The sequence below is a fragment of the Mesorhizobium sp. RIZ17 genome, assembly GCF_051127865.1.
GTDB lineage: Bacteria > Pseudomonadota > Alphaproteobacteria > Rhizobiales > Rhizobiaceae > Mesorhizobium > Mesorhizobium humile.
Window position 1 is genome coordinate 6210778 of record NZ_CP147861.1, and the last position, 17025, is coordinate 6227802.

Below are 17025 nucleotides of genomic sequence, written 5' to 3' on the forward strand. Positions count from 1 at the left end.
GCCCAAATGGAATCCCTAGCATGATTGACGTTTACGTCAAAGGGGCGTCCAGCCCCGCATAGCATGACGCAAGAGCAGCCAGTGGCGGCGCAAGGTGGAGAGCGTCGCCGTTGTACTGAGCGGCGACCTGCCCGCCTTCTCCATCTTGTCGAGATAGGCACGGGTCAGCGCCAGCGGCAGGAAGGCCGGCCGCAGCGCAACGGGAAGCGCCGGCGCGCCTTTCTCGAAGGCGTTGAGATGGTCGCGCGCCAGCGCGATCATCGCAGCGATCGCGCGCTCCGCGGCGGCCCCGCCCTCTCCCTTGACGAACCCTTCCGGCGTCGTGCCGGCTGCCGAAAGGATGTCCGCGGGCACGAAACATTGTCTACGCCGACGGTGCAGCGGCAGCAGAAGCAGCAGGCCGGTGATCGCCTGCGCGCAACCGGCTCGGCCCGCCAGTTCGGCAAAGCCTGGCGCCGCGACCGGGTCGAGCACCATCGCCGCAAGCTGGATCAGCGCCGCGGCCGTTTCGCCGCAATAGCCCTCGAGGTCGGTCCGCGACGGCATCGGATCGTCATAGAGATCGAAGATGCGCGCCTCGAGCATGTTGTCGAAGGCGGATCTCGGCAGATGATTGCCGACGATCGCGGCCTTCAGGGCGTCGGCGATCGGATGGCCGGTCTCCTCCGTGCCGTCGGCATCGATGACGTCGCGCCACCATTGCAGCCTGACCTCGCCCGGCAGCGGCTCATGGATGCGGTCGCGCACGCCGGCGATCTCGGCGTTGAAGGCGTAGAGGGCAAGCAGCGCGTCGCGCTTGTCGACCGGCGCATAGAGCGCCGACAGATAACGGTCATGGTCGGCGGCCCGGGCCGCACCCATGACGATGTCGCCATTCTTGACGATGTCGGGAGTGCCGGCCATTCAGTCGACGGCGATCAGCGCTGCGGCCACGGCGCGGTCTTCGGCGAGCAGCACGTTATAGGTCCGCACCGCTGCTCCGGTCGACATCGGGTCGGCCGAGATACCGGCCTCCTTGAGCGCGGCGCGCAGTGCCGCCGGCAGCGGCCGCAATTCCTTGCCCATGCCGACCAGCAGGATCTCCACCCTGCCGGCCTCGGCGAACAGCCTGTCGAAGTCCGAGGCCTTCAGCGCCAGCGGATCGGCCGGCTCCCAGCCGTGGATGCCTGACGGCAGGACGAGCAGCGATCCGCGATGCGACATGTCGGCAAAACGGAAGCCGCCATTGCCATAGGCCTCGATCGGCGCCTTGCCGGGGAAATGCGCCTCGCGGATGATGATGCCTTTGGCCATGGGTCTAGAGCATGATGCCGAAAAGTGTGAAGCGGTTTTCGGACGACATCATGCTCTATCTCTTTACCATCCGGCCCTGGCGACGTCAGGTCGCCACGGCCTTGCCGTTGACCGGCTTCTTCTCGTCTTCGGTGGCGGCCTGCGGCCGCAACCGGAACAGGATCAGCAGCGGCGCGGCAATGAAGATCGACGAATAGGTGCCGAACACCACGCCGAACAGCATCGCCATCGTGAAGGACCGGATCACCTCGCCGCCGAACAGCACCAGCGCCAGCAGCGCCAGGATGGTGGTGACCGAGGTCAGCGTGGTTCGAGACAGCGTCTCGTTGATGGCGTTGTTCAGGAGCTGCGGCAGCGGCATCTTCTTGTATTTTCGCAGATCCTCGCGGACGCGGTCATAGACCACGATCGTGTCGTTCAGCGAATAGCCGATGATGGTCAGGATCGCCGCCAGCGACGACTGGTTGAACTCCAGCCCTGTCAGGACGAAGAAGCCGATCGTCATCACCACATCGTGCACCGTGGCGACGATGGCGCCGACCGCGAACTGCCACTCGAAGCGGAACCAGACATAGAGCAGGATGCCGACCAGCGCGATCAGCATGGCGATCGTGCCCTGCTTGGCGAGTTCGCCGGAGACCGTCGGTCCCACCACTTCGACACGGCGGAAGTCGTACTGGTCCTGCAACTCGCCCCGCACCTTGTCGATGACGGTCTGCTCGGCGTTCTCGCCGCCGTCCTGCGTACCGACGCGGATCAGGACGTCGTTCGGCGCGCCAAACTGCTGCACCTGGATCTCGCCGATGTTGAGTTCGGACAGCCGGTTGCGGATGTCGCCGAGATTGGCGTCGCCCTGCTTGGACTGCACCTCGATCATCGAGCCGCCCTTGAAGTCGATGCCGTAATTGATGTCGATGGTCAGGAACCCGACGACCGACAGGATCGACAACAGGCTGGACAAAGCGAACGTCCAGCGGCGGATGCCCATGAACGGGATTTTTGTGCCCGGTGGAATGAAGGTGACCGGCGCGCGTGGCAGTTCCTTCGGCCGGGCGCGACGCAGCCACATCGACACCAGCATGCGGGTGAAGGTGAAAGCGGTGAAGACCGTCGTCAGAATGCCGATCGCATAGGTGATGGCAAAACCCTTGACCGGGCCGGTGCCCAGCCAGAACAGCACCACGGTGGCGATCAGCGAGGTGACGTTGGAATCGACGATCGTCGCCAGCGCCTTGGAGAAACCGGTATCGATCGACTGGATCACCGAGCGGCCGTTTCGTCGCTCCTCGCGGATGCGCTCATAAATGAGAACGTTGGAGTCCACCGCCATGCCGATGGTGAGCACGATACCGGCGATGCCGGGTAAGGTCAGCGTTGCGCCCAAAAGCGACAGCACCGCCACGATCATCGCCACGTGGACAGCGAGCGCGATGTTGGCGAGGAAGCCGAGGAAGCCATAGGCGACGAACATGAAGGCGACGACGAGAATCGAGCCGATGATGCCCGCAACCTTGCCCGCATGGATCGAGTCCTGGCCAAGGCCCGGACCGACGGTACGTTCTTCGATCACCGTCAACTTCGCCGGCAACGCGCCGGCGCGCAGGAGAACCGCAAGATCGTTCGCGCTTTCGGCGGTGAAGTTGCCCGAAATCTGGCCAGAACCGCCGAGAATTGGTTCGCGAATTTGCGGCGCGGAAATGACCTGATTGTCAAGGATGATCGCGAAGCGCTTACCGACATTCGCAGCTGTCGCCTGGCCGAACCGGGTCGCTCCTCTCGAGTTGAAGGTGAATGAAACGACCGGTTCGTTGTTCCGGGAATCATAGGTTGCCGACGCCTTGGCAAGGTCCTCCCCTGAAACGAGAACGCGGTTTTCGATCAGATAGGGAACCGGCGGATCGTCCTGGGAATAGAGCACCGACGAACCGGCCGGCGGACGATTCTTCACCGCATCCTGCGCCGGCATCGACTCGTCGACCATCTGGAAGGTCAGCTTGGCGGTCTGGCCGATGATCTCCTTCAGCCTCTGCGGGTCCTGCAGGCCCGGCACCTGAACCAGGATGCGGTCGTCTCCCTGCCGCTGAACGATCGGCTCTGTGGTGCCCAATTCGTTGACGCGACGTTCCACGACTTCGATCGATTGCGCCAGAGCGGACGAGGTACGAAATTTTATGCCGGCGTCGGTAACAGTGAATTTAAGCAACCCAGCTTCGGAATCATCCAGCGCCATTTCCTGGACAGAGCCGCCAGAGAACAAGCCGGCAGCGACGGGAGCGGTCAGCGACTTCAACGCGGTCTTTGCTGCATCGATCTGGGTCGGATCCGTGATGCGAACCTGCACGGTTCGGCCCGTTCCACCTAGTGCTGTATACTGAATCTTGGCCTCGCGCAGCAGCGTCCGGATTTCGTCACGCGCCGTCTCCAATTGCGCCTTGATCAGGTCGTTCTGATCCATCTGGAGCAGGATGTGCGAACCGCCCTGAAGGTCGAGGCCGAGCGTCATCTGCCGCTTCGGCACCCAGCTGGGCAATTGCGCCAGCATGCTTGCCGGGAAAAGATTGGGCGCGGCGAGGATCACTGTGATGGCCACGGCGAGCCAGATCAGGATCATCTTCAGGCGCGAGAAATAGAGCATTCGTTCTTATCCGTTCAGGCGTACAAGCGGCAGCGTTCCGCCATGAGGGGTTAGGTTACTTCTTGGCGTTCTGGTTCGCCACCGGTTCGCCCTTGACGCGCACGTCCGAGATCGTCGAGCGCAGCGCCGTCACCTTGGTTCCGCCGCCAAGGTCGATCTCCAGCTCATTGTCGTCGATCACCTTGGTCACCTTGCCGACGAAGCCGCCACCGGTCACCACCGTATCGCCGCGGCGCACCGCCGACAGCATTTCCTGGCGCTTCTTCAGCTGTGCGCGCTGCGGCCGGATGATCAGAAAATACATGATCACGAAAATCAGGACAAACGGCAAAATCGAGATGAGCATGTCTGGCGAGGCGCCGACGCCCTGGGCATATGCCGGTGTAACGAACATCAAGAAACTCCTGGGTGGTGAAATACCGCCGCGGCCGCCCCGCGAAAATTTGGCCGGAATATAGTCGCTAAACTTGCCAATGCAACTGCGCTGCGAGCCCAATCCGTTGCTTTTCCAGCCGTTTGCGGCGTGCTAGAGCGTCGCAGCGGAAGCCGCTTCGAGGCCACCGAAAGATCATGCTCCAACAAAAGCTTGGGCCTGGTTCTTGCAGCGATGTCATGGAAGCTGCTCCCGCATCCCGACATACCACAACACAAAGACCTGACATGACCGACAGCCTGGACGCCTTGAACAAGAAGCTCGACCGCCTGATCGAGGCGGTTTCCCGCCTCGCCCCGCCGCCGGTCCCGCAGACCGACCTCGGCGTGGCGGACTGCTTCGTCTGGCAGGCAGATCCCGGCTTCCTGGAACCGGTGCGCAAGGTCAACCGCGTCGACATCGGCCTGATCCGCGGCGTCGACCGCGTGCGCGACATCCTGCTCGACAACACCGAGCGCTTCGCGTCCGGCTACGCGGCGAACAACGTGCTCTTGTGGGGCGCGCGCGGCATGGGCAAATCCTCCTTGGTCAAGGCCGTGCATGCCACCGTCAACGCCTCCGACAAGCTCGACCGGCCGCTGAAGTTGATCGAGATCCATCGCGAGGACATCGACACGCTCCCCAAGTTGATGGGCCTCCTGAAGGCGGCTCCCTATCGCTTCATCCTGTTTTGCGACGACCTTTCGTTCGACCATGACGACACGTCGTACAAGTCGCTGAAGGCGGCGCTCGAAGGCGGCGTCGAGGGTCGGCCCACCAACGTCATCTTCTATGCCACGTCCAACCGGCGGCATCTGCTGCCGCGCGACATGATCGACAATGAGCGTTCGACCGCCATCAACCCTTCGGAAGCGGTTGAGGAAAAGGTTTCTCTTTCCGACCGTTTCGGCCTGTGGCTCGGCTTCCACAAATGCTCGCAGGACGAGTATCTCGACATGATCGACGGCTATGTCCGCCATCACGGCCTGGCGATCGACCCCGAGCAGCTGCGCGCCGAGGCGCTGGAATGGGCAACCACGCGCGGCAGCCGCTCCGGCCGCGTCGCCTGGCAGTTCACCCAGGACCTCGCCGGCCGCCTCGGCAAGCCGCTGAAGGACTAAGCGCGGACGTCACCTGGACGGCCGCGCCCCCGCAGGTCACGCGGCGTCTGGCCGATCTCGCGGCGCATCCAATGCGCCAGATGCGACTGGTGCGCGAAGCCGGTCAACGCAGCAACCTCGCTCGTGCTGAGATCGCCTCGCTGCAGCAGAACGCGCGCGCGTTCCACGCGACGCCGCAACACATAGCGATGCAAGGTGACGCCCATCGCCGCCTTGAACCATGTCCGCAAATGCGAGCTGCTCGCGCCGGCAACCCTACTTAGGCGATCGATCGAAAGCGGCTCATGGAGCGCGGCCTCGATATGCTCCAGGACGCGCTTGAGCTGGGCGTCCGACAACCGATTCACTCTCGAACCAACTATGTCTGGCCCATCGAGGCCAAGCAGCCTCACGGCAAGCGCGGCGCCAATGCTGTCGGCAAACAAAGGGCTGCTCGGCGTGCCTGCGTCGAGATCGCTCTGCAGCGCCCGGGCCAGATGTTCGATGCGCTGGTCACGCAGCAGATGGCGCGTCTCGAACCGCGACACTCGCGCCCTGCCGCCGAGTTCCGCCGCGACCCTTTCCATCAAGGCCGGCTGCAAGACGATCTCAACCGTGTCGAACGGGGTTTCCGCCTCGAAGCCGCCCTCCTCGCCGGCTGGCACAAGATCGATATCGCCGGCGCGCCTGACGAAATATCGCCCGACCTGATTGCAGTAGGAGCGCGTCGCGGCACTTGCATGCACCATGATCCGATGGTGCAGCGCCCGGGGCAGCCGATGGATGCCGGCTTCGACATGCCGGGAAACCATTGCTACGTCGGACGCGGATCGGGCCGGAGCGGATTGCGGGCGCATGCTCTCTCGATTCATGGCAAAACCCGTTCAAGATTTGGCGGTTCCCGCGCGATTTTCAATGCCGCGAACCTGTACTCACCCCTCTCCCATCAAGCTTGGAAGAGAGGTTGCCATGAGTTTGTATGTCGTTGTCGGCGCAGGCCCGGTCGGACGCGAGACCGCTCGCCTTCTTGGCGAAGAGGGACATGACGTCATTCTGACGAGCCGGAGCGTCGGCTCGAATGCGTTGCGGAACGTGCGGACCGTACAGGCCGACGCCACGGATGCCTCGGAATTGTCGCGTGTCTGCCGAGGCGCCGATGCCATCTTCATGTGCGCCATGGCCACATATCATCGCTGGCCAACCGACTTTTTCCCCATAATCGACGGCACCGTGCGCGCCGCGGAGACGGTCGGCGCCAAGCTCATCGTGCTCGGAAACCTGTATGGCTATGGGAAAAATACCAATGGCCCGCTTCGCTCCGACATGCCGCTGGACCCGACTTCGAGGAAGGGAACCGCAAGGACGATCATGTGGCAACGGGCGGCCCGTGCCGGTGTGCCGGCGATCGAAATACGCTCCAGCGACTATCTCGGGCATGGCGCGATCAGCTACTTCTCGCTGGTCGCGCTGCCCTCCATCATCGAGGGCAAGCCAACCGCCTTCATTGGAGACCTCGACGCGACCCACGCCTGGAGCTTCACCAGGGACGTCGCCAGGACACTTGCCGCGGCCTCCTTCTACACAGGCGAATGGGGACGGGCGTTCCATGTCCCCTCCCAACCCGCCTCGCCCCGGGAGCTCATCCGCAAGACCACGGCGATGCTCGGAAAAGAGGTTCCGGAGATGCGTTCCTATTCCGTCCCCGAGATGGAAGCGCTGGGCATGCATGAGCTCATCGAGATGAGCTACCTCTTCGAAAGCCCCTTGCTGGTCGATTCATCCGACTCCGAGGCACTTCTGGGTGTGAAGGCCAGCAGCCTCGAGGAGATGATCGCCGACACGCTCCGCGATCACCTTTGAGCCTTGCGGGCGGGCATTTCATACAACTGAAAAAGCCCGCTCCTTGCGAAGCGGGCTGAAGACGGCGGGCCGGACTGGAGGTCAGGCGGCCCGCAAAGGTTCTTGTTCTATTCGAGGTAGCCGGTCGGATCGACCGGGGCCGAGTTCTTGCGCACTTCGAAGTGCAGCTTGGGCGAGTCGGTGGTGCCGCTCATGCCGGACAGCGCGATCTCCTGGCCGCGCTTGACCTTCTGGCCGCGCTGCACCTCGATCGAGCTTGCATGGCCATAGACGGTGACCAGGCCGTTCTCGTGCCGCACCAGGACGGTGTTGCCGAATTCCTTGAGGCCGTCGCCGGCATAGATGACGACGCCGTTCTCGGCCGCCTTGATCGGCGTTCCTTCCGGCACCGCGATGTCGACGCCGTCCTTGCCGGAACCGAAGCCGGAGATGACACGGCCGCGCACCGGCCAGCGCATCTTGCCGATGCCTGTTGCGTCGGGCGCCTCCGCATTGTCGTCCTCGGCCTGCTGAATGACCTTGGCGTCCTTCTTCGGCGGCGTATAGGAGGCGAGCGTCTCGGTGGTCTTGGCCGCCGGCGGCGTCGTTGCCGTCGTCACTGGGTCGACGGCCGGCTTGGCCGCCGCCGCGGGCTTGGCGGACGCGACCTGAACGGTGCCGCCGGCCGGAACCTTGAGTGTCTGGCCGATCTTGAGCAGGCCGTCCTTCATGCCGTTGGCCTGCTTCAGCGCCGTTGTGCCGACGCCGGTCTTCCTGGCGATCGACGACAGCGTGTCGCCCTGCTGCACCGTGTAGGTGCCGCCGGCGCCGGCTGGCTTGGCCTCGGCCATCTGCTGCGCGGGCTTCGGGTTCTTGGAACCCGCGGCCGCGGCCGATGCATCGACCTGGGCGGCTGCCTTGCCGTCCTTGACCTTGGGCTGCTGCGGCAGCACGGCGACCTTCTCCGGAGCGGGCTGCTTCGGCGTGTTCGTCGGCTTGCCTTCCGCGACCTTCGCCTCCGCCTTGCTGGAATAGGCATAGGCGGGGATAACGATCTTCTGGCCGCTGCGGATGCCCTTCTTCGGATCGATCCCGTTGACCTTGGCGATGGCATCGGCCGGCACATGATAATGCGCAGCCAGGCCAGAAAGCGTCTCGCCGTCGCGCACCACGATCTCGCTCGCGTGCGGCGCGGCGCTCGCATTGCGCACGGCGTCGGGCTCAGCGGTCTTGAACGGCTTGGCCGCGGCAACCGTGCCGGTGGCCGTCCTGTCGAGATGCGGCGCTGGCGCAAGCGCCGGAGCGGGCGTAAGAGCAGGAGCCGAAGCGGTACGCATCGGCTTTGCCGGAGCCGGCGCCGACGGAGGCGGCAATTGCTGGGCGGTGACCGGCTCGAGGCTCGAGCGGCTCACCGACTGGGTATGGGCGCCGTCGACCGGCGCCGGCGCGACCGTGTCGCCCGGATAGGGCTGGTCGACATTCTGCTTGTTGATGATGGCGCGCTGATTGTTGGTGGATGATGTGAAGACATCATCGACACCGTTGAAGCGCATCGACTGGGAACTGCACCCGGCCGCCGCGCCGGCAATCATCAGGACAGCGCAACCGCGCGCCAGATTACGTCTGTTTGCCTTCAAGTGATTGAATTGCATCGCACTAACCCGCACAGACCCGGTACAAACTGGCCCTGATTAAAGCGCGTTAATGTTACTGGGCGGTTAACCCGTTAGAATCCGACGAAAATTTTCTTAAAACATTGGCGGAAATTTTGGCGAGGCCGAAATCCGGGTGACGGCAACGCGGATATCCCGGCTTTCCGGCGCATCGCTACGATGAGCTGAAGGCTCCTGAACCTCGTCATTCCAGAGCGGAGCAAGGAGCGTAGCGACGTCGCTTCGCTCCTGCTCCGCCCGTGGATGACGACCGCGATAGGCGTCTCGGCCAATCGCCAGGGCATCGGATCTGCCAACGCACACTAACCAACCGGTTAGAACTTTTGTGTTGAGGAACTAGATCACCGCGGCAACACTGCGCAGGATCGGCTGCAGCCTGACCATGCCGATGTCCTCGCGCTCGAAGCGGCTGCCGACCTTGGTGAGCTTGGCCAGCACCTGCTCGCCCTCCTCCGGACCGATCGGCGCGATCACGACGCCGCCACTCGACAACTGGTCGAGCAGGAAGCGCGGCAGGCTGTCGAAGGCCGCCCAGGCGACGATGCGGTCGAACGGCCCCTCATTGGGCAGGCCGTTGGAACCGTCGGCCTGGCGGGCGATGACGTTGCTGATGGCCAGCGCCTCGAAGCGCTGCTTGGCCTGTTCGGTCAGCGTCTTGTAGCGGTCGATGGTGATGACGCGCGCCGCGAGCCTCGACATCACAGCTGCCGTGTAGCCCGAGCCGGTGCCGATCTCGAGCACGCGGTTGCCCGGCTCGATGTGGAGCGCGGCGATCACCGCCGCCTGCAGATCGGCGCCCTCGATCGCCTCGCCGCATTCGATCGGCAGCATGCCGTCCGACCAGGCGATCGCATGGAACTGGGCCGACAGGAAACCACGCCGCGGCGTCGCCTCGAAGGCGGCAACCAGCGCCTTCGGCGCCGTGCCCCTGCCCCGCAGCCTGAGCAGGAAAGCGGCGAAACCTTCGCGGTCGTCGATGCCCGTATTCATGCCAAAACCGTATTCATGCCAAAACCGTGTTCATGCCAATGCCTTGTTCATGACAGCGCCTTGGTGAGCTGGTCGCGGAGTTCATGGGCGGTAAGGTCGAGCTGCAGCGGCGTCACCGACACCAGCCGGTTGCGCATCGCATAAAGGTCCGTGCCCTTCTTGCCCTCGACCGGCTCGCGGCCGAAGCGCAGCCAGTAATAAGGCAGGCCGCGCCCATCGCGCCGCTCGTCGACCCACAGGCTATGCACCAGCTTGCCCTGCGAGGTGACGACTGTGCCCTCCACTTCGTCGGGGGCGCAGTTCGGGAAATTGACATTGAGCAGCACGCCTTCCGGCAGCGGCGTTTCCACCAGCCGCTTGAGCAGCGCCGGCGCCAGCGCTTCGGTCGTCTCGTACGGAACGACGCGGTCCTCGCCGACATAGGAATAGGCCTGGCTGACCGCGATTGAGCGCACGCCGAGCAACGCGCCTTCCATGGCGCCCGCCACGGTGCCGGAATAGGTGACGTCGTCGGCGATGTTGGCGCCGGAATTGACGCCGGACAGGATCAGGTCCGGCGGTCCGGGCAGGATCTTTTTCGTGCCCATGATGACGCAGTCGGTCGGGGTGCCGCGCACGGCGAAATGCTTCTCGCCGATCTTGCGCAGCCTTAGCGGCTCCGAGATCGACAGCGAATGCGCATAGCCGGACTGGTCCTGCTCCGGCGCCACCACCCAGACATCGTCCGATAGCGTGCGCGCGATGCGTTCGAGCGACGCCAGCCCTTCGGCGTGGATGCCGTCGTCGTTGGTCAGGAGAATGCGCATCAAGTCACTTCGCTTCGATCTTGGCCAGACCACCCATGTAAGGCCGCAGCACTTCAGGAATGGTTACGCTGCCATCCTCATTTTGGTAGTTTTCGATGACGGCAATCAGAGCGCGGCCGACAGCGGTGCCCGAACCATTCAACGTATGGACGAAGCGGTTGCCCTTGCCGTCCTTGTCCTTGTAGCGGGCATCCATGCGCCGGGCCTGGAAATCGCCGCAAACCGAGCAGGACGAGATTTCGCGATAGGCGTTCTGCCCTGGCAGCCAGACCTCGATGTCATAGGTCTTGCGCGCGCCAAAACCCATGTCGCCGGTGCAGAGCGTCACGGTGCGGAACGGCAGGCCGAGCCGCTTCAGCACCTCCTCGGCGCATTGCGTCATGCGCTCATGCTCGGCGATCGAGCTTTCCTGGTCGGTGATCGAAACGAGTTCGACCTTGTAGAACTGGTGCTGACGCAGCATGCCGCGCGTGTCACGGCCGGCCGAACCCGCTTCCGAGCGGAAGCATGGCGTCAAGGCGGTGTAGCGCAACGGCAGCTTTTCATGCGCGGTGATCTCTTCGCGCACGAGGTTTGTCAGCGGCACCTCAGCCGTCGGGATCAGGCCGAGGCGACCGTCGCCATGCGGCGTGAAGAACAGGTCCTCCTCGAATTTCGGCAGCTGGTTGGTGCCGAAAAGCACCTCGTCGCGCACCATCAGCGGCGGGATGATCTCTTCATAACCGTGCTCGGTGGTGTGCAGATCGAGCATGAACTGGCCAAGCGCGCGTTCCATGCGCGCCAGCTGGCTCTTCAGCACGGTGAAGCGGGCGCCGGACAGTTTCGCCGCGCGCTCGAAATCCATCATGCCGAGCGCTTCGCCGATCTCGAAATGCTCCTTCACCCAGTTCGGGCGCGTCGGCACCTCGCCGACGATGCGCTTGACGACATTGTCGTGCTCGTCCTTGCCGACCGGCACATCCTCAAGCGGCACGTTGGGCAGCACCGCAAGCGCGTCGTTCAGCGCCTTGTCGAGCTGACGCTCGCGCGCCTCGCCGTCCTGGATGAACGCCTTGATGTCGCTGACTTCGCCCTTGAGCTTTTCGGCAAGCGCTGAATCGCCCGAACGCATGGCGTTGCCGATCTCTTTCGAGGCGGCGTTGCGGCGTTCCTGCTTGACCTGCAGCTCGCTGAGATGCGAACGCCGCGCTTCGTCCTTCGCGACCAGATCGTCGACCGTGGACTGCGCCTCGCCCGCCGACCACGAGCGCTTCACCAGCGCCTCGACAAGGGCCTTCGGGTTTTCACGAATCCATTTGATATCAAGCATGGTCGATCCTCAAAGTCATGCATGTCGCCCGGAAGTGTGCCGCGGTTCTGGAACAACAACATGCATCAAAGCTAAAACTTAAAGCGCGTCGCTTGAATTCGTTTCAGCGCGATGCGCTTTAAGGATCGAGGGCGTAAACCGCATCCGCTATCGATGCAAGACGGTGGCTATGCCGAGCGCCTCGATTTTCCCTGCTTGAACTGCCTTGCCTACGCCGACGGCGCGTCCGGCGTGTCGCTCGCGACCGAGCTCTCCGCCTCTGCCTGCTCGCGCGCCAGCCGGTCGCGCGCCTGGCTGCGCTCGATCATGCGCGACGACCAGATGGCGACCTCGTAGAGGATGATGGTCGGGACCGCGAGGCCGATCTGGCTCATCGGATCTGGCGGGGTCAGCACTGCGGCAACGACAAAGGAAAGGACGATCGCCCATTTGCGCTTCTCGGCCAGCGCCTGCGACGACAATATGCCGACGCGCGTCAACAGGCTGGTCACCACCGGCAGCTGGAACACCAGGCCGAAGGAGAAGATCAGCGTCATGATCAGGCTGAGATATTCCGAAACCTTCGGCAGCAGCGAAATCTGCACCTGATCGTTGGTGCCGGTCTGCTGCATGGCCAGGAAGAACCACATCACCATCGGGGTGAAGAAGAAATAGACCAGCGAGGCACCCATCAGGAACAGGATGGGCGACGCGATCAGGAAGGGCAGGAAGGCGCTGCGCTCGTTCTTGTAGAGGCCCGGCGCGATGAACTTGTAGATCTGCGTGGCGATCAGCGGGAAGGCGATCACCATGCCGCCGAACATGGCGAGCTTCACCTGGGTGAAGAAGAACTCCTGCGGCGCGGTATAGATCAGCTCGACCTTGTGCGGATCGAGCCCTGCCCATTGCGTCGCCCATTTGAAGGGGACGACCAGAAGGTTGAACAGGCGCTTGGCGAAGAAGAAGCAGACGAGAAAGGCGACGAAGAAGCCGCCCAGCGACCAGATCAGGCGACGGCGCAGCTCGATGAGATGCTCGATCAGCGGCGCCGACGATTTCTCGATTTCTTCCCGCTCCTTGTCCGATACGCTCACTTGGCGGCTCCCGCCGTCTTCTTGGTGTCAGATGTCTTCTTTGCGGCCGGCTTCTTCGCCACCGCAGGCTTCGCCTTGGCCTTGGGCGCGGCTTTTCCGGCAGTCGCTGCGGCTTTGGCCGCAGCCGGTGGGGATTTGGCCGGCGCTTTTGCGGTCGGTGCCTTAGTTGCCGCAACCGGCTTGGCAGCGGCGCCAGCCATCTTGGCCTTAGCGGTCGCAGCATTTTTCGCGGGCTTGGCCGCCAGAGGGGCCGCCGAAACCGATGCCGTGACGGAGGCGTCGGTCATGGCGGGGAAGGTCGGGGAGGTCGAAGCAGCCTCGGCTCCGCCGGCGCCGGGCATGTCCGTCGCGCCGTTCTTGAGCGGCTCGGCGGCCTGCGGCGTCTCCGCTGCCGGCGCCGCCGGATCGGCGGCCGGCTTGGGCTTCATCATCGTATCGACGCCGGACCGCACATCGGCCGCGGCCTGCTCGAAGGGATTGAGCTGCTTGCGCACCTCGTTCATCGGATTGAGACCGCGCAAGCTATCGATCGAACTCTTCACGTCGTCGAGTTCGGCTTCCTTCAGCGCTTCGTTGAACTGCTTCTGGAAGTCGCCGGCCATGGCACGCAATTTCGCCGCGGTGCGGCCGAAGGTGCGCAACATGTTGGGCAAATCCTTGGGCCCGACGACCACGATCATGACGACCGCGATCACCAGCAGTTCGCTCCAACCGACTTCGAACATGGCAATCTATTCCGACGGGTGCCTGCCGCCCAAAAATGCGAAGCGGTTTTGGGACAACAGCATGCTCAAACCAACAAACGGGATCAGCTCTTGCTGACCTTTTCCTTGCCCGGCGAAACAGTCTCGTCAGCGCGGTGCTCGACGGTACGCTTGTCGTCCGCAACGTCGTCGTCAGCCATGCCCTTCTTGAAGCTCTTGATGCCCTTGGCCATGTCGCCCATCAGTTCCGGGATCTTGCCGCGGCCGAACACCAGAAGCACGATGACCAGCACGATCATCCAGTGCCAAATCGAAAATGAACCCATTGCCAATCTCTCTCGAATGTTTTCCCTGGCGATGATCTATGCGTTTTCGCTCGGGGATTCAAACACAACCGCAATGAAGTTGATAAAATGGCTAGCGGATGTCACGCACTTTCGGCGTGAGCGCCTTGCTACGAATCCGCGCAGGCCTTGCTAATAAACCATCCGCGCCGGGTTCGCGCTCACTCTTCCGTGACGCGCGGCGTCAGCAACCCGAGTTCCTCGAGATCGATATCGGTCAGCTCATCCTCGTCCTCGGTCAGCGCATCCGGGTCGGCCGGCGGCACCGGCATCGAGAAGTTGGCCGGCATGCGCGTCGAGAGCAATCCGGCGCCCTTTAGTTCTTCCATGCCAGGCAGATCGCGGATCTCCTCCAGCGCGAAATGATCCAGGAAAGCGTCGGTGGTGCCATAGGTCACCGGCCGTCCAGGCGTGCGGCGACGACCGCGCATCCTGACCCATTCCGTTTCGAGCAGCGTGTCGAGCGTGCCCTTGGACGTTTCCACGCCCCTGATGTCCTCGATCTCGGCGCGCGTCACCGGCTGGTGATAGGCGATGATCGCCAGCACTTCGAGCGCCGCGCGGGAGAGCTTTCTCTGCTGGACGGAGTCCCGGCTCATCAGGAAAGCCAGGTCGCCAGCGGTGCGGAAGGCCCAGGCATCGCCGACCCGCACCAGGTTGACGCCGCGCTTGGCATAGATTTCCTGCAAATCCGCCATTGCGGCGGCAATGTTCACGCCTTCGGGCAGGCGCGCTGCAAGCTGCTTTTCGCTGACCGGCTCGGCGCTGGCGAAAATGATCGCCTCGGCCATGCGCACGGCTTCCGACAATTGCAGCCGCTCGGCGGGGTTTTCGATGGAACCCTGCTCGGCCATCTCGTCTTCCGGTTCGTCCTCGACCTTGAACGGAATGACCGAAGCGTTGGCGCGTTCGCTCATGATACCACCTCGACTGCCCTTACCCCTTGCGCGCGGCCGCGCAGATAGATCGGCGCGAACACCTGATCCTGCCGCACTTCCAATTTGCCCTCGCGCACCATCTCTAGCGTCGCCGCGAAGGAACTGGCCATCGCCGTGCGCCTTTCCTCCGGCGCCGCCAGATATTCGATCAGAAAACTGTCGAGCGCCGTCCAATCGCCGACCGCGCCGATCAGCCGCGCCAGCACCTCGCGCGCGTCCTTCAGCGACCAGACGGCACGCCGGGCGATCGTCACATTGTTGATCGCCTGCTTCTGGCGCTGTTGCGCATAGGCGGTGAGCAGATCGTAGAGCGAAGCCGAAAAGCTGTTGCGCTTCTCGACAATGACCATTTCCGGCATGCCGCGCGCAAAGACGTCACGGCCAAGGCGGTTGCGGTTCACCAGCCGCGCCGAGGCGTCGCGCATGGCTTCCAGCCGCTTCAGCCGGAATTGCAGCACCGCCGCCAGTTCCTCGCCGCTCTCGCCCTCTTCGCCAGGCTGTTTCGGGATCAAGAGCTTCGACTTCAGGAAGGCGAGCCACGCCGCCATTACCAGATAGTCGGCGGCAAGCTCGAGCCTCAGCGCCCGCACCTTCTCGATGAAGGCCAGATATTGCTCGGCAAGCGCCAGGATAGAAATGCGCGCCAGATCGACCTTCTGGTTGCGGGCAAGATGCAAGAGAAGATCGAGCGGACCTTCGAAACCTGCCACGTCGACGACCAGCGACGGGTCGCCGGTCAGGCGTGAATCGTCGTTTTCGGCCCATAGACGGTCCATCGGTGCGGCCTTCGCGGCCTTGCCTTCCAATGTCTCCGCCACTTGCCTTTTGTCCCTTCGGTTCAGGCCACCGCTTCGAAATAGGTGGCGAATTCTGCGCGTATCGCCGTTTCGTCGGCGACGTCGCGATCCTTTATATAGGTCAGCGCCCGCTCCGCGCGCTGCAACGACTTGCCCGACAGCGCCGTCGTGCGCGAGGCGATCCCCGACATCTCCTCGAAAACGCCGTTGCAGTGAAGGACGAGATCGCAGCCGGCCGCAAGGATCGAGGCCGCCTTTGTCGGGAAATCCCCAGAAAGTGCCTTCATCGAGGTGTCGTCGCTCATCAGCAGCCCGTCGAAGCCGATCTCGCCGCGGATCACCTGATCGACGACCTTGGCGGACGTCGTCGCCGGATTGTCGGGGTCGACGGCGCTGTAGACGACATGCGCCGTCATCGCCATCGGCAGCTCTCGGAGCGCCTTGAAAGGGGCAAAATCATGCCGGCGGAGCTCCTCCAGCGGCGTATCGACGGTCGGCAGCGCAAAATGGGTATCGGCAAAAGCCCGGCCGTGGCCGGGAATATGCTTCATCACCGGCAGCACGCCGCCGGACATCAGCCCCTCGGCCGAAGCCCGGCCAAGCTCGATCACCGCATTGGGCTCCTTGCCATAGGCGCGCGCGCCGATGACGTCGCTGGCGCCTTCGACCGGCACATCGAGCACCGGCAGGCAGTCGGCCGTTATACCCAGGCGGGAGAGATCGAAGGCATGCAACCGCGCCATCAGCCAGGCGGCGCGGCGGCCGGCTTCCTTGTCCTCGCGCCACAGCGCGCCGAGCGCGCCGCCGGCGGGATAGTTCGGCGCCAGCGGCGGACGCAGGCGCTGCACCCGGCCGCCTTCCTGGTCGATGAAGACCGGAGCGTCCGGTCGGCCGACGCTGTCGCGCATCGCGGCGACAAGGTCGCGGATCTGCCCGGCTTCGCCGATGTTGCGCGCAAACAGGATGAAGCCCCAGGGACGTTCATCGCGATAGAAGCGGATTTCGTCTTCGGTGAGGGATTTCCCGGCGCAGCCGAGGATCATGGATTTTGATTCGCTCATAGACGGAAGCTTAAGGCTTTGAGCGAGCAAAGGGAATCACCCCTGCCCTTG

General features: G+C 63.6%; 17 protein-coding genes. 2 read left to right on the forward strand and 15 right to left on the reverse strand.

The genetic code is table 11. The features are described 5' to 3' along the window. Positions 1-36: 36 nt before the first annotated feature. The 4 genes from WDX12_RS30350 to yajC form a co-directional block, all read right to left on the reverse strand. Positions 37-903, reverse strand: coding sequence for a phytoene/squalene synthase family protein (locus WDX12_RS30350; RefSeq protein WP_320295455.1), 867 nt, complete (start codon positions 901-903; stop codon positions 37-39). After that, on the reverse strand, positions 904-1293 hold the full coding sequence (locus WDX12_RS30355) for an Mth938-like domain-containing protein (RefSeq protein WP_140646714.1): 390 nt from the start codon (positions 1291-1293) through the stop codon (positions 904-906). It lies immediately after the preceding gene. Between the two features lie 85 nt (positions 1294-1378). Continuing rightward, positions 1379-3928 carry a protein translocase subunit SecDF gene (secDF, locus tag WDX12_RS30360; RefSeq protein WP_320295454.1) on the reverse strand — a complete coding sequence of 850 codons (2550 nt, stop codon included), beginning with the start codon at positions 3926-3928 and terminating at the stop codon, positions 1379-1381. A 55-nt stretch (positions 3929-3983) separates the two neighbouring features. Continuing rightward, positions 3984-4322 (reverse strand): preprotein translocase subunit YajC, encoded by a 339-nt coding sequence (yajC, locus tag WDX12_RS30365; RefSeq protein ID WP_095765024.1) that lies wholly within the window; start codon positions 4320-4322, stop codon positions 3984-3986. Positions 4323-4588: 266 nt separating this feature from the next. Here yajC and WDX12_RS30370 point away from each other — a divergent pair, with 266 nt between their 5' ends. Continuing rightward, positions 4589-5461, forward strand: a complete 873-nt coding sequence (locus WDX12_RS30370; protein ID WP_434723084.1) for an ATP-binding protein — start codon at positions 4589-4591, stop codon at positions 5459-5461. On the opposite strand, the gene WDX12_RS30375 is transcribed toward WDX12_RS30370, so the two are convergent. Next, entirely contained in the window at positions 5458-6297 is an 840-nt protein-coding gene (locus WDX12_RS30375; protein WP_320295452.1) for an AraC family transcriptional regulator, read from the reverse strand. The two genes, WDX12_RS30370 and WDX12_RS30375, sit on opposite strands and share 4 nt — an antisense overlap. Positions 6298-6409: 112 nt before the next feature. Here WDX12_RS30375 and WDX12_RS30380 point away from each other — a divergent pair, with 112 nt between their 5' ends. Next, positions 6410-7300 carry an NAD-dependent epimerase/dehydratase family protein gene (locus tag WDX12_RS30380; RefSeq protein ID WP_320295566.1) on the forward strand — a complete coding sequence of 297 codons (891 nt, stop codon included), beginning with the start codon at positions 6410-6412 and terminating at the stop codon, positions 7298-7300. Positions 7301-7407: 107 nt separating this feature from the next. On the opposite strand, the gene WDX12_RS30385 is transcribed toward WDX12_RS30380, so the two are convergent. The 10 genes from WDX12_RS30385 to nagZ form a co-directional block, all read right to left on the reverse strand. Continuing rightward, positions 7408-8931 carry a peptidoglycan DD-metalloendopeptidase family protein gene (locus tag WDX12_RS30385; RefSeq protein WP_434723085.1) on the reverse strand — a complete coding sequence of 508 codons (1524 nt, stop codon included), beginning with the start codon at positions 8929-8931 and terminating at the stop codon, positions 7408-7410. A 357-nt stretch (positions 8932-9288) separates the two neighbouring features. Further along, on the reverse strand, positions 9289-9942 hold the full coding sequence (locus WDX12_RS30390) for a protein-L-isoaspartate(D-aspartate) O-methyltransferase (protein WP_320295450.1): 654 nt from the start codon (positions 9940-9942) through the stop codon (positions 9289-9291). Between the two features lie 47 nt (positions 9943-9989). Next, on the reverse strand, positions 9990-10748 hold the full coding sequence (gene surE, locus WDX12_RS30395) for a 5'/3'-nucleotidase SurE (protein ID WP_434723086.1): 759 nt from the start codon (positions 10746-10748) through the stop codon (positions 9990-9992). 4 nt (positions 10749-10752) lie between these two features. Then, positions 10753-12057, reverse strand: coding sequence for a serine--tRNA ligase (serS, locus tag WDX12_RS30400; protein WP_434723087.1), 1305 nt, complete (start codon positions 12055-12057; stop codon positions 10753-10755). 209 nt (positions 12058-12266) lie between these two features. Further along, a complete protein-coding gene (tatC, locus tag WDX12_RS30405; RefSeq protein ID WP_320295447.1) occupies positions 12267-13130 on the reverse strand; it encodes a twin-arginine translocase subunit TatC in 864 nt (287 codons plus the stop codon). After that, the gene (gene tatB, locus WDX12_RS30410; protein ID WP_434723088.1) at positions 13127-13855 is read right to left on the reverse strand and encodes a Sec-independent protein translocase protein TatB; all 729 of its coding nucleotides are present in this window, start codon (positions 13853-13855) and stop codon (positions 13127-13129) included. The genes tatC and tatB overlap by 4 nt, the downstream gene beginning before the upstream one ends. Before the next feature lie 83 nt (positions 13856-13938). Beyond that, positions 13939-14160, reverse strand: a complete 222-nt coding sequence (locus WDX12_RS30415) for a twin-arginine translocase TatA/TatE family subunit (protein WP_320295445.1) — start codon at positions 14158-14160, stop codon at positions 13939-13941. Positions 14161-14339: 179 nt separating this feature from the next. After that, positions 14340-15095: an SMC-Scp complex subunit ScpB gene (gene scpB / locus WDX12_RS30420; protein WP_320295444.1), complete on the reverse strand. Its 756-nt coding sequence runs from the start codon at positions 15093-15095 to the stop codon at positions 14340-14342. Beyond that, positions 15092-15892: a segregation and condensation protein A gene (locus WDX12_RS30425; protein WP_434725732.1), complete on the reverse strand. Its 801-nt coding sequence runs from the start codon at positions 15890-15892 to the stop codon at positions 15092-15094. Before WDX12_RS30425 ends, scpB begins: the two co-directional genes overlap by 4 nt. A gap of 62 nt (positions 15893-15954) precedes the next feature. Further along, positions 15955-16974 carry a beta-N-acetylhexosaminidase gene (gene nagZ / locus WDX12_RS30430; RefSeq protein WP_434723089.1) on the reverse strand — a complete coding sequence of 340 codons (1020 nt, stop codon included), beginning with the start codon at positions 16972-16974 and terminating at the stop codon, positions 15955-15957. Between the last annotated feature and the right edge of the window lie 51 nt (positions 16975-17025).